Here is a 20,800-nt window from a genome sequence, read left to right as displayed (position 1 = left end):
AATAATAACCAATTATTGAACACGAGGTGCCGTATTTTCTTTGACTTTTGTCTTACCTTTAGTTACCGCATGTTTGGCTTTGTTGGTTTGTTTTGACATAAAACTACCTGTCGCTTCAGCGGCGTTGCCAAGTTTATCTTGGACCGTTTCACTTTCTTCTTGGTACTCTGCTTGTGTTTTGATATCTACTACATTGACATTGACTTCGATTACTTCCAAGTGAGTCATTTGTTGGACTTCACGAGTAATAACCTCTTTCATTTGATCATAAATGGTCTCGATATCTTTCCCATATTCGGCTACAATGTCCATATCCACTGCGACTTGTTTTTTGCCGACCTCGGTGTGAATGCCTGTTGTAACATCTTCACTATTAATCATTTTATCTCGTAAATTCGAGAAAAAACCACCGTCCACAGTTAACAAACCGTCGACTTCTTCCAAAGCAATGCCAATAATTTTTTGGATTACTTTATCCTCAAACGTCAACTCACCTTTAACAATCGATACATTTGCATTTTCCATAGCCAAAACCTCCTATTTATGATGAAAATAATTTTTGACAATGCCTGTCTGTTCCAAATACAAACCTAGCCAAATACCTAGTCCTGTCAGGAGTACTACTAACAATGTTTTAAAGAAGCCGATTGACAGAAACAAGATTGCAAAAACCAAGCCGACTAGGCCACCAATTAACGGAACGGCATATTGTTTTATCCATTCAACCATTGTACATCCCTCCTACTCCACACGTGCTTGTGTTTGCTGTTGTTGTGGTCGTTTCATTGATTGAATATCTTCAAAATGAACATCAATCGTAATCTTGTGACCAGTTCCCACCAAACGAGCAAGCCGTTCTTCCATTGTTTTTGACCAAGCTTCTGTTTGTCCAATTAAATCTGCCGTTCGTTTCAGTGTGCCTTTGACATTGACCTTAATGCGCCGTTTTGTCGCCTTTACACGAATGGTTGGTGCTTCCAGAAAGTCACTGTCTTGCAAGCTAGAGCGTACAAATCCTTCGATGGCTTTACGGTGTAACACTAACTTTCCTTGCTCTTCTTTTAATTCAAACGTGCCTTTTCTTCTTGGGAATAAAAGAATGAATAAAAAGAGAAAGAGCATAATTCCTAGTAAAACCAGCGCTACCCAAAAGATTGCTTGACGTGCGTACTCGTTGTCTTGCAAGAACCATTGGACATTATCTGGTGGTTGCCAAGCTGTATCGGCTGACCAAGTGGTGATGGCCACCGCGCCAAATAATGCCATTAAAATCAGTGAACCTAGAAGCAAAAGTATTTTAACAACTTTATTCACGGAACATCCCTCCTAAAGATTAATTGCTTCTCCACCAGTTACGCCATAAACTTGAGCCGTAACATAACTTGCATCATTGGACGCCAAGAAAACATAAACAGGGGCTAATTCAGCAGGCTGACCCGCACGTTCCAGTAAAGAATGTTGCCCAAATTCTGGCAACTCTTCAATTGGTTGTCCATGATCTAACTGTAACGGTGTCCAGATTGGTCCTGGAGCCACGCCATTTACCCGAATGCCTTTTGGTGCCAGTTGTTTTGCTAAACCAACGGTAAAGTTGGCAATTGATGCCTTCGTTGCTGCATAATCCAACAAATGCTCACTGGGATTAAAGGCTTGGACGGAAGTAGTTGTCACAATGCTACTTCCGGCAGGCAAGTGAGGCACTGCTGCTTTGACAATGCCAAACATCGCAATAATATTGACATGGAAAGTGTCTATCACTTGTTCCATTGGCAATTCTTCAATAGCGGCACAGGAAATTTGTTGGGCTGCATTTAAAACGAGGGTATCCAAGCCGCCTAATGCTTCATGAGCTTGTGCAACCAATTTTTCAGGTGCCTGTTTATCTCTTAAATCTGCTGGCAAAAGAATGACTTTTCGGCCAGCTTCTCGTATATAGTGCGCCACTTCTTCGGCGTCTTTTTCTTCACCTGGGAAAAAATGTAAGGCGATATCTGCGCCTTCGCGAGCAAAAGCAATCGCCGCCGCTCGTCCAATCCCAGAATCACCGCCTGTAATTAATACCCGACGATTTTCTAATTTGTGATTTCCGACATAGCTGTCTTCCCCACAATCTGGTTTAGGGACCATTTTGTCCTGTAATGCGGGAGTTTCTTGATCTTGTTGCGGAAATCCATCACTATAAAATAACTTTCTTTGGTCTTTTAAGTTTGGTTCTGTCATTAAATCTCCTCCCTTTCTACTATTACCTTAATACAATTTTTTCTTTTTGAAAAATATTTGAGCACATAAAATAAAAAAAATATTTTTAATACTCATTAAGCGAAATTTTTGGCAAAATTATCTAAAAGCTGATTTTATTTTTCAAAATAGCGTTTAATTGACCTTTTTTATCAACATTTGTTATTGACATATGATGTCCAATTCGCTTAAATAAGAAAGAAGCCCAACAGGCAAAAACAAAAATATTTAGAGATAATTGAGGAGTTACCGCCAATGAGAAATGTTTTACAAGACTACTTAGATGAACATTCCTTTCGAGTCGTTGTAAAAAAGAAGAAAAATTATTTAACTTATGAAGGACTGCAAGATCGTTATGCCTATATTTTAAAAAGTGGCATCATCAAAACTAGCGTTATTTCCAAAGACGGTCGTGAATTTAATTTACGTTATATCAACAATTCGGAAATTGTTTCATTGCTACGTGATGAATATTCAGAGTTTATTGATGCACCTTTTAATATTCGCATCGAATCTCCACAAGCAGAACTTTACCAAATCGACCGTGTTCAATTTTGGCGGGATATCAATAATAGTAAAGACTTGCAAATGTATGTCAAAGAATACTATCGGGACCGTTTAATGCATTCCATGAAAAAGATGCAGCAAATGTTGATGAATGGCAAATTTGGGGCCGTTTGTACACAAATCTATGAAATGTACGATTCATTTGGCGTAGAAACAGAGGAAGGTATTTTAATTGATTTCGTGGTGACCAATGAAGAAATTGCGCATTTTTGTGGGATAACTTCTGCTAGTAGCGTTAACCGGATGATGCAGCAACTAAAAGAGTTAGGGGCAATTGAACTACGTAACCGCAAAATTTTGATTAAAGATTTAGATATGATTAGAGATAACATTATTGTTTAACATCAGCACCCCCGCAAGTTTGACCTTGCGGGGGGCGCTTTTTATTTTTCAGTGACAATATTCACAGGAAATTGTCCATAATCTAAATTAAATGTCCGACCAGCCGTCAGCTGAAGCATTTCTTTTTTCATGCCTTCCGCCAAACGTGCATCCCCAAAACTTTCAATCATATCAATAACGGTGATTACTTCTTTATAATATCTCATTTTGCCAGTGTACAGATAATACGTAAGATTTTTTAAATAACGTAAGTTAAAATGAATATAGTAGATTTCGGCAGGAATCGTGGTAACACTCATTAGCGCTAAATACTCCCGAGCTTTCGCATAATTTTTCTTATAAAGTTCCCCAGTAATGATATTTAGGTAAAAACCATAGGCAACATTTAGTGTTTGGGTATCACGTAATTCAGCATCTTTGACAGGAAACATCTGCTCAAGAATCTGAAGGTCTTCGTTTTCAGAAAATAACGCCCCTGTATTAGTCACCATTTGATAATCGTAATATGTATAGTAGCTTTTGCTAGAGATAAGTGCGAGAATTGCCATTCGATCAGTTTCATCAAATTCTGGAATTTCCTCCCAATCATTACTGAAAGTTAGCTTAATATCTGTATAAATAGACATCTCTACTGCGTTTTTGTGGGGATTGCGCTCTAATTGATAAAAGTAATGAATCAGGTTCTTTTTTTCACTTGTATTGTTCACTCCCATTTGACAACATTCAATTTGATGCATAATTTTAGATGAAGCCGTACTTCTTGTTTCAGAGACCATATGAAAAAATTCATTAAAGGTAATCCCTAGTGACTGTAATGCTGTCATTAAATCCTCGTAACTTAGCTTGGCTTCACCAATTTCGATTCTTCGATAGGTTTGTTTCCCTTTTTTTGGTAAAACATCTTTCTGAGCAATTTTTTTCTTTTTTCTAAAATACTTTAATGCCTCTAACACATCCATAATATGCTCCTTTCTATTAATAAGTTAATATTAAGTATTATTTTTTTATTAACTAAAATATAATATTTTCTAAAAAATTATTTCTATAAACTTTAATATTATCAAATAATCGAATAATATATTTGTTTGAATTATTTTTTTGCACATTATAATTGTTAGACGTCAACAAATTTAAAAAAAACTTTTCTAATTCGTTCTTGAAGAAACTAAGATATCTGTCTTATAATGAAATTCAATATAACTTAGAGCAGGAGGTGTCGCAATGTTTGGTTTCAATATTAGTTTATTTCTTATTACTCGGTTCCGTTAAACCCACTCTTCATTAACCATTGTACAATCAATCCCATTGAATATCTATTTCATTTTTATTAAATAACACTTTTAATAAAAGTACATATCTTTTTATTTTTAGATATTCACTTTAATTAAATGAAATATATTTATTTAAACAAATAAATTACATTTAATTAAATCAGAGGGGAAGAGATTGTAGCAAGTGAAGAAAAAAACAGCTCTTGAGTGATATTTTCTCAAGAGCTGTTTTTCTATTTTATCTCAAAAGCGGTTTGCGTTGTGGGGTTATTACTTAATAAGGTGTTTTTATACAATAAATAGTACGCTGCTGCTGACCAACTAAAGTTTTTCGTACTTAAGCCCTTCCCTGTCAGTGGATCATAATTTTCATGAATAGGGCCTTCTCCCATCAATCCTTCGGCATGTAAGAAGAATTTTTGTGTCATTTCTTTTGCTTCTTTTGTATAGTCATAGTTTTGAAGAGCTTCTACACCAAACAAGGCTTGGTCAAGCCAAACTGGTCCCCGCCAATATTTCGTTGCAGCAAATTTTTCATTGTCTTTGGATGCCGTTGGGAATGGCATAAAGGTATTAAACATTTCTTGATTCATCATGTTTTTCTTAACTGCCGCCGCCTGTTCTTTGGTCGCTACTTTTGCCCAAAGCGGCAACCAGCCTTCTGTTCCTTTGCCACGATTGACTAACAATTTTGTTTTCGAGCCGTCTTCATTTATTTGTAAGTCATAGAAGAAGCCCGTTTTTTCATCAAACATATTTTCTTGAATATATTTTTTTAGTTTCTTCGCTTCTTTTTGATAGTTCTTATAGTCCTCTTTTTTGCCTAGTTCTTCTGCTATCGAAGCTAAATAGCCCTTTTCAGCGTAGAGATACGCATTCAAATCCACTGATTCTTGATTAATCGAATACCCCACTACTTTTCCTTTATTTTTATTTTCAAAAACTTTAACTCCGTCATCGCCTTTGCCCACACCTTCTTTGTCAAACCGTGTAGCGTTATCCATACCACTTTCCCACGCGGCTGCTTCAATAACAGCATCATCGTCCACTTTAGGTTGGCCATTTTTATCTTTAATGATTTGATCCTTGTCGTCTTTTTGCCAGTGGGCATCACTGACCATGCTTCCATATTCTGCTATCCCATTTTTATTGTGGTCTCGGTTGGTATACCACCAATTGTGATAAGCTACAAGTTTGGGGTACATTTCTTTTAAAAATTCCTTATCTTTGGTTTCTTGATAAATATGCCAAACTGCCCATGCAGCCAATGGTGGTTTAGAATTTCGTTCATTCCAGTTGCCACCTTCACCACCACGCGCACTGTCTTGATTGTAAAAGACAGCATCAATGATCGCTCCTGCATCTTGTGGACGTACGGTATCATCTTTTTGAATTTGATAATCAAACAAGGCCCGCATATTATTTTTAGCTAACTCAGGATTAAAATCAGCCGTTGCTACATCCGCTTTCCACGAATCCCAAGCCCACATACCAATAAACCATTTATAAGACATGGACGGAACAATCCCGTCATGCTTAAAGGCACCTGCCGCACTTCGCCAATTGGTATTAATCGTTTCAATCGATTTGACTAGCGCATTTTGATATTCAGGAAATTCTGCTGTTTTCTTTTGATCAAACGTTTTATCTAGATATCCTTGCCATCTTTGCTTGTTCTCTTTGAAATAGCGTGCCGCATTTTTGGTATATTCGGGTGCTTGTTGTTGTTCCTTTGCCTCTTCTTCTTTTGTAAAAGTATAGCTTTCTGTCGTATAGGTGTTGTACGTTTGTTTAGGCTTCAATTCAATAGGTTCAGCGGTCGCTGTATAATTCCGATTATCAATTTTTGTTGAAACTTTATCCGCGTGATGAATCGTATATTTTGTGTCTTTCGTAGCAAAATAATTCCACGTTTCTCTGACTTCACCAAAATTCACTTGAATATCATTGTCTTTAGCAGTTAAACGAGTGCCAATATCTAAGGTTTCCGTTCCCTCTTGAATTTTATCAAAGACCGCACCTGTCCAGCTTGCTTCAAGTGACAAGGGCTCTTCACCAGTGTTTTCAAGTGTCGTTTGGATAAGCGCCGTTCGATTGCTGACAAAAATTAAAGCTAAATGAATCGTTAGATCGTCTAATTCATAGGTTTGCTCTAGGCGCCCAGGATAATAAGACAGGTCCATGCGGTTGCTTTGGCTTAAATCATAGGTTTCTCCCGTTTTTTTATTTTTGACCGTTAATTTGTTTAAACTTGCCGCCAAGTTTACCGGATATTCTTCCGCAATAATCAATGGCCCCGCAAAACCACCCAGTAGCTCTTTATTGCTTTTTTCAGGTAAATAGTAGCCATGCCATGCACCTAAATCAGAAAAATTATTAAAATAATTGGTATCGTATACGCCATTCGTCCGTTCGGTTGGTGATGCACTCACATCTAAAACATTTGCAAATTCATCAACTTTTGTTCTTTCAACACTTGCTTGCACTTCCCCGCTTAACGCAAAACAGCTGACTACGGTGATTCCTAACGCTAACCAAGTAGACACCCGTTTCTTTTTTGATAAACCCTTCATAAAACCCCTCCTATAAAAATGATAGCGCTTTATACACTGATTTATTATCAGCAAGGACTATGCCAAACGGAGTGTATCCCTTTTCATTATTGAAAGATTCAGCTTTCTCTAGAAAAAAAGCGACCGTATCGAAGTGTATTTATCAAAAAACAACGAGTGTATCGATAGTGTATTTAGTTTATGCTTGATTCTGTTTTATTTTCGTAGCTTCTACAAATTTTTCAGTAATTTTTTGCGGTCGTGTAATAACAGATCCCACCACCACGCTATAAGCACCTAGCTCCAGAACACGTTGGACTTTTGCTGGCGTATCAATCATTCCTTCTGCAATGATTGGTGTAGTAAAATGCTTCTTTGCTTCTCTTAACAGTTCAAAATCATTTTGTTCAATCCGCTGATTTTCACTTTGCGGCGTATAGCCGACTAACGTTGTGCCAATATAATCAAAACCTAACTCCGCCGCTTCAATCATCTCTTCCAGCGTGGAACAATCTGCCATCCATTCTTGGTTAGGATACTTTTCTTTTATTCTTTTGAAAAATGTGGCTAACGTTTCGCCATTTGGTCGTTTCGAATGGGCTGCATCGAGAGCGATAATTTCTGGCTGAACAGCCATTAATTCATCTACCTCACGCATAGTTGCGGTAATATATACTTCTGCGCCAGGATAATCTCGTTTAATAATCCCAATGATTGGTAAATCAACCTCTTTCCGGATTGCTCGAATGTCTACCACAGAATTTGCTCGAATACCTTTAGCCCCTCCTTGTTTAGCGGCTAAAGCCATCTTGGACATGATAAAAGAACTATGCAACGGTTCGTCTGCCAACGCTTGGCAAGAAACAATTAATGCCCCTTTGATTTCTTTATTCAACATTGATCCCTCCAATTTAAAAGCGATTACAAACACAGTATACCTACAACAGCTGAAATATGCCACTCTTCTAAATAAGAACAAACGTTTCACGTGAAACAAAAGAAAGCAAACGGTTAAGGCTTGCTTTCTTTTGACTTATTTTTAATTTTTACGACCCTCTAAATAATCATACCCAAAATGTGCATACGCAAATGGCGTTGCAATTCGTCCTCGCGGTGTTCGTTTAATGAAACCTTTTTGAATAAGATAGGGTTCATACATATCTTCCACCGTTTCGGTTTCTTCACCGATATTTACAGACAAGGTACTTAAACCAACCGGACCGCCGCCGTATAAATCAATCATTGTTTTCAACAATTTTTGATCGACATAATCCAAGCCTTGATGGTCCACTTGCAGTAAGGTTAACGCTTTGTCTGCAATCGCTCGGTCGATTTTGCCATCTGATTGAACTTGGGCAAAATCACGGACACGTTTTAACAAACGGTTAGCAATTCGGGGGGTTCCTCTTGAGCGGCGCGCAATTTCAAAGGCACCTTCCTCAAAAATCTCCGTTTGAAAAATATCCGCGGAACGAAGAACGATTTCTTTTAAATCCTGCTCTTGATAATACTCCATGTGAGAAATAATCCCAAAACGATCTCGTAATGGCGCTGAAAGCATCCCTGCCCGTGTGGTCGCGCCCACTAAAGTAAAAGGCGGTAATGGAAAATGAACGGGATGTGCCGTGGTTCCTTGACCAACCATGATATCAATGTAAAAATCTTCCATTGCGGAATACAGCATTTCTTCCACAACTCGCGGCAAACGATGAATTTCATCGATAAATAACACATCACCAGGCTCTAATTCGTTCAAAATAGCGACTAAATCTCCCGCCCGTTCGATGGCTGGTCCACTTGTGGTACGAATGTTCACATTCATTTCATTGGCGATGACCATCGCCATTGTCGTTTTCCCTAAACCTGGCGGACCATAAAGAAGGGTATGATCCAACGCTTCATTCCGATTTTTCGCCGCTTCAATATAAATCGTTAGTTCTTGTTTTACTTTGTCTTGACCAATATATTGTGCTAAAAATTGTGGACGTAACGATTTTTCAATTGAAGCTTCTGCTTCTTGACTTGCAGCTGAAAGCAACCGTTCTTCTTCTGTCATCGTTATTCCTCCTTAGCGTTTCATCATGAATTTTAACGCATTGCTCAAATAAACATCTGTCGTTGTCTCACCTAACGCTTCCAATTGCTTAGTGATACGCTTAATCTCTCGGTCACTGTAGCCTAGGGCACTTAATGCTTCTAACGCTTCTGCCAATGCTTGATTGCTTGTTGTCACCACTTCGGTTGCGGTCATGGCCGCCACCGCTGCTTCGGAAGACTCTAATTCGCCTAATTTTCCTTTTAAATCTAAAATCATTTGTTGGGCTGTTTTCTTGCCAACACCTGGGAACTTCGTTAAATATGTAACATCTTCCCCTTCAATTGCATTGATTAAACCACCATGATCAGCCACAGAAGCCATGATAGCTAAGCCACTTTTAGGGCCAATTCCAGAGACACTGATTAATTTTAAGAACAATTGTTTTTCTTCTAAACTGCCAAAACCAAATAAAAGTTGTGCATCTTCCCGCACGACTTGGTGAAGATATAGTTTAATATCCGTATCCATTTTTCCTGAATAGCGATACGGGTTATCGACTGAAATCTGATAGCCAATGCCATTTGTTTCAACGACAATATAGTATGGGCTAACAAACGTTACTTTTCCAATAATATATTCGTACATGTTGTCACCTTTCCAATTGCTGATTGCGTACATATGTTCCATTTTAACACAAAGCATCAAAAAGCCATAGCGGAGAATTTTTTATCATCGACCTTGGCTACATCTATTTGTTACTTTTCGCTCACTAGGGAATTAAAAAGTGCGTACTGTTTTTTTTGACATGCTTGCGTAATAATAGCGGTAGCTTCAAAAAAATAACCAAAAAGGAGACTACATACATGAAATTAAGTATCTTAGATCAATTAACGGTTCCTAAAAATCAATCAGCAAGCGACACATTACAAGAAGCCAAAGAGCTCGCTCAATTAGCGGAAAAACTTGGTTACACAAGAATTTGGTATGCCGAACATCACGGTTCAGACGCCTTTGCCAGTGCAACGCCAGAAATTTTAGTTGCACATATTGCTAGTGCCACCGAAAAAATTCGTGTTGGCGCGGGTGGCATCATGACCATGCATTATGCGCCATTTAAAGTCGCAGAAACGTTTAAAACGTTAGCAGCTTTATATCCTGATCGAATCGATTTAGGCATGGGCCGCTCGCCTGGTGGCAGCCCTTTAACTACGTTGGCGTTAAATAATGGTCAGCCACCACAGCTAGACCAATTTGATAAATTACCTGAAATTTTACTCTTTTTAAGAGAGGAATTTCCTGAAGATCATTTATATTCTAAAATTTCAGCTGTTCCGCGGGAAGTTCTATTACCACAACCTTGGTTACTAGGTGCTAGCAAAGAAAGCGCACGTTCAGCTGGTGAATATGGCATTAATTTTTCCTTTGCTCAGTTTATTCATGGACATTTGCCCAAAGAAGTATTGTCAGCATATTACAAGCATTTCCGACCAGTAATTGAACAACAAGAGCCGCAAGTGAGCGCTGCGTATTTCACTTTTGCCGCCGACACGAAAGAAGAAGCAGAATACCATGCGGCTAGTTTCGAGCATTATATCTTTGCCACCGAACATGGGCTTCCAAATAAATTTTTATCGCCAGAAGAAGCCCTAGCTTTCCCTTACAGTGAAATGGACAAACTGGTTTTAGAACAAAATAAACAACGCTTTGTCATTGGCAGTAGCCAAGAAGTTGCGGAGTTTTTCCACCAACAAGAAGAACTAGGGTTGACAGAAGCGATGCTAATCACCCCAGGTTATGACAAACAAACGCGCTTTCAATCATTTGAACGCCTAGCAAAAGAATTATTATAGAAAGGAAATGAGAAATGTTAGAGGTTTTAAAAAGAATTAATACGCTTGCACAAAAAGAGCGTGAACAAGGTTTAACATCTGAAGAACAAGCTCTTCGTGTCGATTTGCGACAAGAATATTTGCGGACCATTCGTGAACAATTCAATAAAACATTAATGGGCGTCACTATTTATGATCCTACTGGTGAAGATGTAACCCCAGAAAAATTAAAAGAAGAACAGCAGAAATATTTTGATTAAAAGAGACACAGAACAGTCGATTTGACTATTCTGTGTCTCTTTTAACTACTCTTCTGTTACATATGTCCACTTATAATCATATTGTGCGCCAGCACCATGGGCAACGACGCCTTTCACTTCTTTACTGCGTAGATGGGCAGTCGCCTTTTGATAAAGTGGTGCTAAAGCGGTCTCTTCACCAATCAATAACTTCTCAGCCTTAACCATATCTTCCCAACGTTTTTCAGGATCTGAAGCATCTCTTGTGGCTGAAGCCTCGATCAACTCATCGTAGGCTTTACTTGAAAAACGCCCGCGATTATAGTTATTACCAGTAACAAAAAGGTCTAAGAAACTACTGGGATCTGCGTAATCCGCAGCCCAACCACCTAAGATTGTCTCAAAATCGCCGCGACTACCTCGATCAATTCGAACTGAAAACGGCACTGGGCTCACTGTTACATCAATGCCCTCTAAAGTATCCTTTAACGTACCTTGAATATATTCCGCTAACTTTTTCGTAGAATCGACATCATCGGCAACAATATCCATTTTGAGTGTTGTTATGCCCAATTCTTTCTTCGCTTTTGCCCAATATTCTTTTGCTTTTTCTGGGCTATATTCAACAATTTTTTTATTTTCATCAGCAAAATCTTTGTCATCTGTCGGCGAATAAGACATCCCTTCTGGAATTAAGCCGGTAGCGACTACTGAGCCGTCACCTAAAATTTTATCTACTAATGCGTTGCGATCAATCGCTGCTGAAATTGCTTTGCGTAAATTCACATTATTATACGGTGAATTTTTATCTCGCTGATTAAATTCCAAATAGCTGGTTCGTGCTTCTTTTTCGATAACCAATTCTGGATCCTTCGCCATTTGCTGGGCCAATTCGCCGCTTAAAATAACATCGTCTGCCTGGCCATCTTGGAATAAGTTCAAGGCAGTTGGCGCCTCCTTGACAACATCAAAATTGATTTTATCTAATTTGACATTGTCTTTATCCCAATAGTTTTCATTTTTTTCCAAAGTCCAATTGGTATCTGAGCCAGCCCCTTCAAAGTTAGCTAAGACAAACGGACCATTATAGACTGCTTTTTCACTGGAAGCAGCGTAATCTTTGCCATATTTCTCTACGGTTGCTTGATGTTGCGGGAAAAATAGTGGAAAGGCCAGTAAATAATCAAAATATGGTGTTGGTTTTGCCAGTTTAATTTCTAGCTCGTAATCTCCGTTTGCTTTAATGCCTAATTCAGAAACTGGTTTCTTACCAGCTACAATGTCTGCACCGTTTTCAATCATTTCTAGAAAATAAGCATACTCAGCGCCAGTCTGAGGATCTGCTGTACGTTGCCAACTAAAAACATAATCGGCAGCTGTGACAGGATCACCATTGGACCATTTTGCTTCTTCTCTTAGTTTCACTGTGTACGTCAGACCATCATCACTGACTTGCACTTTTTCTTTAGCCCCTGCTGGTTGCGGCTTGCTTTTATCATCTAAACGATAAATTCCTTCATACGCATTATTCAGTGCCGTAAAACTAATTGTATCTGTTCCTAAAGATAAATCTGCAGAAGGCATTTCTTGTTGAACTACTACTTTAAATTCTTGTTTAGCGGCAGTTTTCTCTGATCCGCCCTTTGCTTTTTCGGCGCCAGCTCCCCCATCACCACCACAAGCAGCTAAAACTAACAGCGTTGTTAAACTTAACCCGATAAGTCCTTTTATACGTTTACTTTTCATGCCTTTCTCCCTTCACAGAAAAAACTCTTCAATTTTTAATTTTTAGAATATTCTTATAATACTAAAATTAAAAACAAATGGCAAGCATTAAAATAAAAAAAGAACCAATCCCGAAGGACGGTTCTTAAAAAATGACTAACTAGCTTTGTTACGTCGTTTATAAATATACCAGCCAGAAGAAGAAAGTCCAACGAACAGTAAACCATATAACGCAAGCGCTTCTGTTTCTGTACCTGTTTTAGGTAAAAAGCCGCCATACTTTTTCTTCTGTGTTACGGATGGATTGCTCTGTCTTGCTCCCGCTTGGTTTTGTTTATTGGTTGCTACTGGTGTTTCTGGTGTTGGTGTTGGATCTGGTGTTGGATCTGGTTTCGGATCTGGTGTTGGCGTCTCTCCTCCACCGATTAACTCTTTGTAAGCTTCTTCCGAAATAGAAACAATTCGTTCGCCTGGGAATGGTTCTTTATATTGTGCTAAATCAATCGTCGTTGCTGCACGATACAACCGCAAGCTGGTTGCACTTTTCAAGTATTCAATTAAGACAGCATCTAGTGAAATCCCTTCTTCTCGTTCACCACCTAGCATATCGTAACCATCACCACCAGCAGCTAAGAAATCATTGGTAGCCATCCGGTATTGTTTCTTCTCATCCAATGGTTCAAACTTTTGCGTTTGCCGATTTTTAATTTCTATTACTAATACGCGACTACCGACAATCGTTTGTCCTGTTTCATTGCCTTCGTCACTAGCCAAGCGAGTACCTGGTTTTGTGGAATCATAGTGGATACGAATGGAGCTTGAAACATGTAGGAAACCACCATTTGCGCCAAGTTTTGGTTGGCCAGCATCATCTAGTAAAATTGTGCCATTCTCATCTTTTTGTGGAATCGAACGAACAGACATTTCAAACATTTCTTTAACTTGAGCACCGGTTACTTGAATTTGCGCAATGCTATTGCCAAAAGGTAACACAGCAATGACATCCCCAACTTTAATCGGTCCTTGCTTAATATCAGCGCGAATGCCGCCACCATTAGTTACTGCAAAATCAGCAGGTTGACTAAACGCGTCTTGGCCATATGACATAATCGCATCACCAATCAAATTCCCTAAGTTGGTCTCTCGTGTGCGCACATTTTCCCGTTGTCCATCCAATGTGAATGGAATATAATCGACAATTACTTTTTCATTTTCAGCGTTAAAATTCGTTCGTGCTTCATCAACGATGGCTTTAACTGCCGGGTTTTCTGGCAATCCTAGCAACTCTTCTGCTGGAATCAATTTTGCTGTTTTCTTAGTTGGTTCATTCTCTGGTGCTGTGACAATTCCAACATTATTTAAATAATTACCTGTTTGAGCATAGATCACTTTGCCATAACGTTTGCCACTTTCGACGGCTGTATGCGAATGTCCATCAATCACATTAATATCTAACTCAGGATATGTTTGACTAAGGGTTTCTGCTAGCGTATCACCACGCCAGATATGCGGCGTCGTTTCATCTACGCCTAAATGCCCAGTAACCACGAAAGCTTGAATATCCGCGTACTTCTCTTTAATTTCCTTAATCACCGCTTCTACTTCTGGAATCGGGTCTTTAAATGTCACCTTCTCCACGTTTTTCGGGTGTGTTTTCGTTGCTGTTTCTGGGGTCGTCACACCTACAATGGCAAACTTTTTCCCGGCTTTTTCTACGATTGTATACGGATCAAAAACCCTTCCACTGCCATCTTTGTAATACGTATTACTAGATAAAATCGGAAAATTCAGTTGGTCTTTATAACCTAGTGCAATCTCTAAACCAAAATCAAACTCGTGATTTCCCACCGCCATGGCATCATAACCAACTTCATTCATTGCTTTGGCCATATCCGCGCCTTTGGAGAAATTGGAGATTGGTAATCCTTGGAAAACATCCCCTGCATCCACCATCAAGGTTGGGTTTTCTTGGTCTTTAAAAGTTTTTAGACGCGCCATACCTAATTCGCCTTTCCCTGCTTCTAGTCGTCCATGAACGTCATTTGTGTGCATAATGGTATATGCATTATCTAAATCAAAGCCCGCATTACGGACATCTTGTTTCGTAATAGCGGCGGCGTTTGGTGTACGTCCATCAGGAGAAGTCGGAATTTGAAGAGTGCCGTCATTCACTAATTCGATTGCTTTGGCACGCCATTTTTCATCAAAATTTGTCCCAATAATTGACCAATTTCGTTCGATTTCTTGTTCTGGATTAAGCGTTCCTTTTTTCTTAATATAATCAACAATCATTCCTCGTAAGGTTTCTGGATCAGAATTTTTAATAGGTTCCCCTACTTGAATCCCTTGGCTAGCTAAACCGCCGTAACGATAATTATTCATAGCAAGCGTATATTCTTTGGCAGGATCCAACGGTTGGCCGTCAATTTTCGCATCTACAATTCGTTCACCCACTGGTTTTGAAATGTCAATCTTGTAGTCCACTCCAGAAATCATGTCATAGTTATATACACGAATGTTTGGATTAAAACTAATGGTCAAATCATCTGGCTGTGTTTGGTTATAGTACGCCCCTTGTTTTTCTAAATACTTCAGTAAGTTTTCACCGTTAATGGGAACACTCACTAAGGTATTCGGGTATTTGTAGATATCAAAAATCGTGGCATAGGAAATCTTCCCCGCAGGTAATTTACTGTCGTATTTAAACAGCGCTGCCGCACTTAATTGTGCACCTGTCACTTCTTTTTGAACGTTATTAATTAAAGAAATCATCGCTGTTGGTTGTAATTGTGCTTCGGGAATTCCTTTAATTTCTTGTTTTGGTAAAAAATCAGCTGTTGCTGTGCCGATCTCCTCCTGAATAAACGCTCGCGTTTGCTCATGGTATTCTTTTGTCGCTGCCTTAACTGCTTCATCTGCTGGAACATTCGTTGTTGGTACAATCGTTGCTGTACCTTCTTGCACTTCCCACTTATCGGCATTTTTAGCAACTGAAAGATCAATTTTGACAACCTCTGTCCCCGTATCTTTCGATCCCCCTACCGGTACAGTTTTTCCATTCGGCGCTGCTCCTTGCTTGGTAAAAGAAAGGTGGTCATGACCCAGAATATACGCATCAATCCCCGCGATATTTTCAATTACTTGGTCGGCGCTGGCAGCCGGATCACTATTTTGTTGTCCCGCATGAATCGAGGCAACAATAATGTCAGCCTGATCGTTAGCTTTCAACTCAGTAACTGCTTTTTCTGCTTCTTCTTTCAAAGGTAAAAAATTAAGCGAAGTAACACGAGGGCCATCCCACAAAGGAATGTGCGGAATTGTTAAGCCGATAATCCCAACTTTTAAATCTGGCTGCCCATCTTGATTAAAATCAAGTTCCTTCGTGGTAGTCCCTTCAACAAAACGAAGACCATCTTCCTTATTGTAGGTATTCGCAGACAAGATTGGAAAAGTGGCTTCTTGTTGAATTTTTTTGATTAACGGTAAACCAAAATTAAACTCATGATTTCCCAAAACCATTGCATCATACTTCATCACATTCATGGCGGTGATCATTGGATGGGTCTTTTCATTCACTAAAGGCGCTTTATTATACAAGTCATCTGTTAAAATAGTGCCTTGAATATTGTCGCCATTATCAATTAAAACGGTGCCTGCTGGGTTTTGTGCCCGGACTTGGTTGACGACTGTACTTACTTGGGACAAACCAACTGGTAATTCTTTATCATCTTCATAAGACCAATTCCATAATTGACCATGAACATCTGACGTACCTAAAATTGTTATTTTTTGCGGCGTGCTCGTTTCTTCTTTTTCAGCGATTGACGTTTCTAAATTCGTCGTCTCTGTTGGTGCTGTGGTTTCTTGTGACTGCTTGACACTGTCACTCGTAGCCTGATTTGGTGCTTCTTGTTTGATGTCTGTTGTTTCCTGTGTAATGACTGGTTCTTGTTTTCTACTTGAATCGGTGGTACTTGTTACTGCTTCTGAACTTTGTTGACTCGTTGTTTCTACTGCATATGCCGTACTAGTAACGCTTGGCGCTATCAACGCAACAGCCATTAAAAAATGCATGCCCCACTTCACTTTTTTAAAGCTCAACTTTTTCACAAATTTCCTCCTTGTGTTTCAACCCATTTGCAACAAACAATTGTCAAAGTAACAAACAACAAAAAGAGCCTTCCCCCATCACGCTGCTCTTCTTTTCCTATCATAATATATCCGTTAAATAAAAAACAGTAAATTCCGTTAAAATAAGATGTTTTTCCTGTAAATTGTTTTTATTTTTGGACAATATAGCGGATTTGTTTGTGAAAAAAATAGTAATTTTGACCAAAACACGAACTTTATAAAAAAGAAAGTCTTTTTATATTGGAAAAGCGGAACAAAAACTATTTTTTTGAAAAAAATAACTAAAAATACCGAATAAACAGCATTGGTCTAGTCCTTGAATACCTCTAAACAAATATTAGCAGCAATTGGTCTAGTCTTTAAGAAGGAGGAAAAAGAACGCTCTTTTGCTTAAGCAAAAGAGCGTTCTTTTTTATTTGAGGTTAATCCTTCATATAAGGTAACTTTTTAGCATAGCCTTCTTTATTCACTTGACGTGCCCGGGCAATCGCCAAATCTTCTGAAGGGACATCTTCTGTGATGGTTGAACCAGCAGCAGTCACCGCATGATCACCAATCGTGACTGGCGCAACAATGTTCGTTGCAGAGCCAATAAACGCGTGATCACCCACGACTGTTTGGTGTTTATTTTTGCCATCATAATTAACAAAAACAACGCCGCAACCGACATTAATATCTTTGCCTAATGTAGCATCACCAACGTATGTTAAATGGCCCACTTTTGTGCCTTCATCGATTGTTGCATTTTTTACTTCCACGAAGTTACCAATGTGTACGTTTGCCCCCACATCTGCTTTAGGACGTAAATGTGCATACGGACCCACATCGGCCCCCTCGCGAACCACACTTTCTTCAATCACAGACTGTTTAACAACCACTTGATTGCCGATGTGACTATCAACGATTTCTGAATGTGCGCCAATCAAGCAATCTTCGCCAATCACTGTTTTTCCTTTGATAGTGACTCCCGCTTCAATGACTGTGTCTGAACCAATTACCACGCCTTCATCAATATACGTTGTATCTGGATCAATAAATGTAACACCATTTCGCATATGCATTTCATTTAAACGACGATGCATAATTTTATTAGCAGTGGATAAAGCGACACGATCATTTACACCCATTGCTTCGTCAAAGTCTGCCATTTGATAAGCAGCGACAGCTTTGCCTTCTTTTTTCAAAATTTCAATGATATCTGTTAAATAGTATTCCCCTTGTGTGTTGTTTGTATCTGTTTTCGCTAACGCTTCAAACAATGATTCATTATCAAAACAGAAGGTTCCTGTATTAATTTCTTGAACACGTGCTTCTTCTTCACTGGCATCTTTTTGTTCCACGATTCGTTCAACAATGCCCACATGGTCACGAATAATTCGCCCATAGCCTGTTGGGTCTTCCGCATGCGCTGTTAAAATAGTCGCACTTGCATTCTTACCTTGATGGTAATCGAATAAGTTTTTCAAGGTTTCTGCAGTTAATAACGGCGTATCCCCTGTAATAACTAATGTTGTTCCTTGTTTACCACCTAATAACTCTTGTGCTTGCATGACTGCATGCCCAGTTCCCAATTGTTCAGCTTGTAAGGCATATTGACTACGTTCGCCTAAATGGCTTTTAATCATTTCCGCCCCATGTCCAACGATTGTCACGATTTCTGTTGGTTCTGTTTGTTCTACTTGATCTAAAATATGTTCGACCATTGGTTTACCAGCAACTGGATGCAATACTTTATAAAGTTTAGATTTCATGCGTGTTCCTTTACCAGCTGCTAAAATAATTGCGTATCTATTTTCCACGTTTGCCACCTCAAATTAACTAAATTGTTTGATTTTCTTCTAAATCGTCCTCATTATACCTTTTCTAGTTTATCTTACTCTTTTGTCTTTTTCAACAAAATAAGGCATTTAAAAGGTAGACCAATTTATTTTCTCATCTTTTTTTAAAGGAATAAAACAGAAAAAAAGAACCTGAAAATAGAATGGACCATTTTCAGGTTCTTTTTCAAATTATTTCTCTGTGAAATAGTTTCCTGGGACTACGCTAATCGTTTTTGTTTGTGTATCCACATCTTCCACATATAATAGCGAAGTGTAGTCATCGATTGCACGACGGCCATTGAATTTTGACTCAGCAAAAACGGTAATGCCCACAAGTTCTGCTTCAAATTCTTCAATCATACTCTTCATACCATTGACGGTGCCGCCGCCTTTCATGAAGTCATCCACGACTAAAACTTTTGAGCCGCGTTTTAAGCTGCGTTTTGAAAGTTCCATTTTTTCGATACGTTCTGAAGACCCTGATACATAGTTCACGCTCACCGTTGAACCTTCAGTAATCTTAGAATCGCGACGAACAATCACAAACGGAACATTTAAGTAATAAGACACTGCTTGCGCAATTGGTACTCCTTTGGTCGCAACGGTCATTACCGCATCAATTTGTTTGCCTAAATATTTAGAAGCAATAATCCGGCCCACTTGTCTTAATAAATTCGGTTCCCCAAGTAAATCTGAAAGATAAACATAGCCCCCAGGTAATAAGCGATCTTGTTCTGACAAACGATCACATAAATCCATAATCAACTGCTCCGCTTCCTCATAAGGAATTTCAGGGATAAAGCGGACACCGCCTGCAGCGCCTGGAATCGTTTCTAAAATACCTGTTCCACGTTCTTTAAATGTTTTTTTAACAATTGCTAAATCTTCACTAATGGAAGACTTGGCAGATTGGTATCGGTCAGCAAAATATGTCAAAGAAACCAATGTATGGGGATGATCTAAAAGATATTGGGTCATATCGATTAATCGTTCACTTCTCCGAATTTTCAAATTCGTCACTCCTTTTCATTCTATCGTTCCTTATTATAAGGGGTTTAACCGAAAAATTCGAGGATTTTTTTCAAATAACTGAAAATAGTTCGCCATTTCTTTTAAAAAAAATAAATAAAGGAGAAAAACTTTCGTTTTTCTCCTTAGTTTCTTTGCATTTTTTGTTTTCGTTGGACCATAACAACCACTCGGCGATAAATATTGACTAATAAGAATAAACCAATAAAAATTAGGGTAATACTTGCACTCGGTGGTGTTTCCAAATAATACGAGCTAGTCAACCCTGTTAGCATGCCAATCAAGCCCATAAACACACTGATAATAATCACCGTGTTAAAGCCTTTACCAATTCGCATACCTATCGCAGCTGGTAAGACCATAATTGCTGAAATTAACAAGGCTCCCGCGATCGGAATCATCACAGCAATCGCCACACCAGTAATTACATTAAAAAGCATCGACATCCAATGAATAGGTAGCCCGTCAACATGAGCAGTATCTTCATCAAATGTTAAAACATACATCGGGCGTTTAAATAACATAAACAATAGAACTAAAACTACGAATAAAATTGCCAACATAACCACTTGATCCCACGTAATCGTGACGATGGAACCAAATAAATACGATTGAATACTAGCAGCTGAATTGCCTCCTGTTAAATTCATCAAAACTAACGCCAAAGCCAAACCGCCTGACATTAAAATAGCAATCGAAATTTCTGAATAGGTGCTATAAATCATTCGTAAATATTCTAGAATGATTGCAGCCACAATCACGACAATTAAGGTCATTAAATTAGGATTCCAATTAAAAAAGAAGCCTAGTGCCACACCGGCTAATGACACATGTGAAAGGGTATCTGCCATTAAAGATTGTCGGCGAATAACTAGAAAGACGCCGAGCATTGGGGCAATCACTGAGATAAACAGTGCTGCTAAAAAGGCCTTTTGCATAAATGCATAAGAAAGCATTTCTGCCATACGATTCACTCCTTACCGCTAAAATGAACACTACCATTGTAGCGACGTTTAAGC

At 38.8% G+C, this 20,800-nt stretch carries 17 protein-coding genes; 3 read left to right on the top strand and 14 right to left on the bottom strand.

Annotated features, from left to right (window positions below; all coding sequences use genetic code 11):
* Positions 1-12 precede the first annotated feature (12 nt).
* Genes IGJ41_RS00330 through IGJ41_RS00315 form a run of 4 tightly spaced genes read right to left on the bottom strand, consistent with a single transcriptional unit; the run spans position 13 to position 2,220 of the window.
* The gene (locus IGJ41_RS00330) at positions 13-525 is read right to left on the bottom strand and encodes an Asp23/Gls24 family envelope stress response protein (protein ID WP_002383483.1); all 513 of its coding nucleotides are present in this window, start codon (positions 523-525) and stop codon (positions 13-15) included.
* A gap of 12 nt (positions 526-537) precedes the next feature.
* The gene (locus IGJ41_RS00325; RefSeq protein WP_002356087.1) at positions 538-729 is read right to left on the bottom strand and encodes a DUF2273 domain-containing protein; all 192 of its coding nucleotides are present in this window, start codon (positions 727-729) and stop codon (positions 538-540) included.
* 12 nt (positions 730-741) lie between these two features.
* Positions 742-1,314: an alkaline shock response membrane anchor protein AmaP gene (amaP, locus tag IGJ41_RS00320; RefSeq protein WP_002381343.1), complete on the bottom strand. Its 573-nt coding sequence runs from the start codon at positions 1,312-1,314 to the stop codon at positions 742-744.
* A 12-nt stretch (positions 1,315-1,326) separates the two neighbouring features.
* On the bottom strand, positions 1,327-2,220 hold the full coding sequence (locus IGJ41_RS00315) for an SDR family oxidoreductase (RefSeq protein ID WP_438713632.1): 894 nt from the start codon (positions 2,218-2,220) through the stop codon (positions 1,327-1,329).
* Positions 2,221-2,493: 273 nt separating this feature from the next.
* On the opposite strand from IGJ41_RS00315, the gene IGJ41_RS00310 reads away from it, so the two are divergent.
* Positions 2,494-3,147: a Crp/Fnr family transcriptional regulator gene (locus tag IGJ41_RS00310; protein WP_438713630.1), complete on the top strand. Its 654-nt coding sequence runs from the start codon at positions 2,494-2,496 to the stop codon at positions 3,145-3,147.
* 41 nt (positions 3,148-3,188) lie between these two features.
* Here IGJ41_RS00310 and IGJ41_RS00305 read toward each other — a convergent pair whose 3' ends face one another.
* The 5 genes from IGJ41_RS00305 to ruvA all read right to left on the bottom strand — a co-directional run bounded on the left by IGJ41_RS00305 (position 3,189) and on the right by ruvA (position 9,653).
* Entirely contained in the window at positions 3,189-4,106 is a 918-nt protein-coding gene (locus tag IGJ41_RS00305) for a helix-turn-helix domain-containing protein (RefSeq protein WP_438713628.1), read from the bottom strand.
* A 545-nt stretch (positions 4,107-4,651) separates the two neighbouring features.
* Positions 4,652-6,991 carry an alpha-glucosidase gene (gene ygjK, locus IGJ41_RS00300; protein WP_252671910.1) on the bottom strand — a complete coding sequence of 780 codons (2,340 nt, stop codon included), beginning with the start codon at positions 6,989-6,991 and terminating at the stop codon, positions 4,652-4,654.
* Positions 6,992-7,169: 178 nt separating this feature from the next.
* Positions 7,170-7,868 carry an N-acetylmannosamine-6-phosphate 2-epimerase gene (locus IGJ41_RS00295; protein WP_173963742.1) on the bottom strand — a complete coding sequence of 233 codons (699 nt, stop codon included), beginning with the start codon at positions 7,866-7,868 and terminating at the stop codon, positions 7,170-7,172.
* A 141-nt stretch (positions 7,869-8,009) separates the two neighbouring features.
* Positions 8,010-9,026 carry a Holliday junction branch migration DNA helicase RuvB gene (gene ruvB, locus IGJ41_RS00290; RefSeq protein WP_002381340.1) on the bottom strand — a complete coding sequence of 339 codons (1,017 nt, stop codon included), beginning with the start codon at positions 9,024-9,026 and terminating at the stop codon, positions 8,010-8,012.
* A gap of 12 nt (positions 9,027-9,038) precedes the next feature.
* Entirely contained in the window at positions 9,039-9,653 is a 615-nt protein-coding gene (gene ruvA / locus IGJ41_RS00285) for a Holliday junction branch migration protein RuvA (RefSeq protein ID WP_002361491.1), read from the bottom strand.
* A gap of 218 nt (positions 9,654-9,871) precedes the next feature.
* Here ruvA and IGJ41_RS00280 point away from each other — a divergent pair, with 218 nt between their 5' ends.
* Both IGJ41_RS00280 and IGJ41_RS00275 read left to right on the top strand, forming a co-directional pair.
* Entirely contained in the window at positions 9,872-10,858 is a 987-nt protein-coding gene (locus IGJ41_RS00280; RefSeq protein ID WP_173963743.1) for an LLM class flavin-dependent oxidoreductase, read from the top strand.
* Positions 10,859-10,872: 14 nt separating this feature from the next.
* Complete coding sequence (locus IGJ41_RS00275; protein WP_002356070.1) at positions 10,873-11,097, top strand: DUF896 domain-containing protein; 225 nt, start codon at positions 10,873-10,875, stop codon at positions 11,095-11,097.
* Between the two features lie 45 nt (positions 11,098-11,142).
* Here the strand turns inward: IGJ41_RS00275 and IGJ41_RS00270 are convergent, their stop codons facing one another.
* From IGJ41_RS00270 to IGJ41_RS00250, 5 genes are all read right to left on the bottom strand, one after another.
* Positions 11,143-12,822, bottom strand: a complete 1,680-nt coding sequence (locus IGJ41_RS00270; RefSeq protein ID WP_002361487.1) for a peptide ABC transporter substrate-binding protein — start codon at positions 12,820-12,822, stop codon at positions 11,143-11,145.
* Positions 12,823-12,957: 135 nt separating this feature from the next.
* Positions 12,958-16,911: a 5'-nucleotidase C-terminal domain-containing protein gene (locus IGJ41_RS00265; protein WP_438713625.1), complete on the bottom strand. Its 3,954-nt coding sequence runs from the start codon at positions 16,909-16,911 to the stop codon at positions 12,958-12,960.
* A gap of 443 nt (positions 16,912-17,354) precedes the next feature.
* A complete protein-coding gene (gene glmU, locus IGJ41_RS00260; protein ID WP_002356067.1) occupies positions 17,355-18,740 on the bottom strand; it encodes a bifunctional UDP-N-acetylglucosamine diphosphorylase/glucosamine-1-phosphate N-acetyltransferase GlmU in 1,386 nt (461 codons plus the stop codon).
* Positions 18,741-18,941: 201 nt separating this feature from the next.
* A complete protein-coding gene (purR, locus tag IGJ41_RS00255) occupies positions 18,942-19,763 on the bottom strand; it encodes a pur operon repressor (RefSeq protein ID WP_002381336.1) in 822 nt (273 codons plus the stop codon).
* Positions 19,764-19,906: 143 nt separating this feature from the next.
* Positions 19,907-20,746 carry a metal ABC transporter permease gene (locus IGJ41_RS00250; protein ID WP_002383493.1) on the bottom strand — a complete coding sequence of 280 codons (840 nt, stop codon included), beginning with the start codon at positions 20,744-20,746 and terminating at the stop codon, positions 19,907-19,909.
* Between the last annotated feature and the right edge of the window lie 54 nt (positions 20,747-20,800).

The sequence above is a fragment of the Enterococcus sp. DIV1537a genome, from assembly GCF_051712085.1.
GTDB classification, from domain to species: domain Bacteria; phylum Bacillota; class Bacilli; order Lactobacillales; family Enterococcaceae; genus Enterococcus; species Enterococcus faecalis.
Note: the sequence above shows the minus strand (reverse complement) of the source record. Positions and strands in the feature narration are given on the sequence as shown.

What these genes read in the sequence shown, in the direction of transcription:
- IGJ41_RS00250 (WP_002383493.1), bottom strand. Translation starts at nt 20,746, where the DNA reads ATGGCAGAAATGCTTTCTTATGCATTTATGCAAAAGGCCTTTTTAGCA.
- IGJ41_RS00280 (WP_173963743.1), top strand. Translation starts at nt 9,872, where the DNA reads ATGAAATTAAGTATCTTAGATCAATTAACGGTTCCTAAAAATCAATCA.
- IGJ41_RS00330 (WP_002383483.1), bottom strand. Translation starts at nt 525, where the DNA reads ATGGAAAATGCAAATGTATCGATTGTTAAAGGTGAGTTGACGTTTGAG.
- IGJ41_RS00275 (WP_002356070.1), top strand. Translation starts at nt 10,873, where the DNA reads ATGTTAGAGGTTTTAAAAAGAATTAATACGCTTGCACAAAAAGAGCGT.
- IGJ41_RS00295 (WP_173963742.1), bottom strand. Translation starts at nt 7,868, where the DNA reads ATGTTGAATAAAGAAATCAAAGGGGCATTAATTGTTTCTTGCCAAGCG.
- IGJ41_RS00325 (WP_002356087.1), bottom strand. Translation starts at nt 729, where the DNA reads ATGGTTGAATGGATAAAACAATATGCCGTTCCGTTAATTGGTGGCCTA.
- IGJ41_RS00270 (WP_002361487.1), bottom strand. Translation starts at nt 12,822, where the DNA reads ATGAAAAGTAAACGTATAAAAGGACTTATCGGGTTAAGTTTAACAACG.
- ygjK (WP_252671910.1), bottom strand. Translation starts at nt 6,991, where the DNA reads ATGAAGGGTTTATCAAAAAAGAAACGGGTGTCTACTTGGTTAGCGTTA.
- IGJ41_RS00310 (WP_438713630.1), top strand. Translation starts at nt 2,494, where the DNA reads ATGAGAAATGTTTTACAAGACTACTTAGATGAACATTCCTTTCGAGTC.
- IGJ41_RS00305 (WP_438713628.1), bottom strand. Translation starts at nt 4,106, where the DNA reads ATGGATGTGTTAGAGGCATTAAAGTATTTTAGAAAAAAGAAAAAAATT.
- ruvA (WP_002361491.1), bottom strand. Translation starts at nt 9,653, where the DNA reads ATGTACGAATATATTATTGGAAAAGTAACGTTTGTTAGCCCATACTAT.
- IGJ41_RS00315 (WP_438713632.1), bottom strand. Translation starts at nt 2,220, where the DNA reads ATGACAGAACCAAACTTAAAAGACCAAAGAAAGTTATTTTATAGTGAT.
- ruvB (WP_002381340.1), bottom strand. Translation starts at nt 9,026, where the DNA reads ATGACAGAAGAAGAACGGTTGCTTTCAGCTGCAAGTCAAGAAGCAGAA.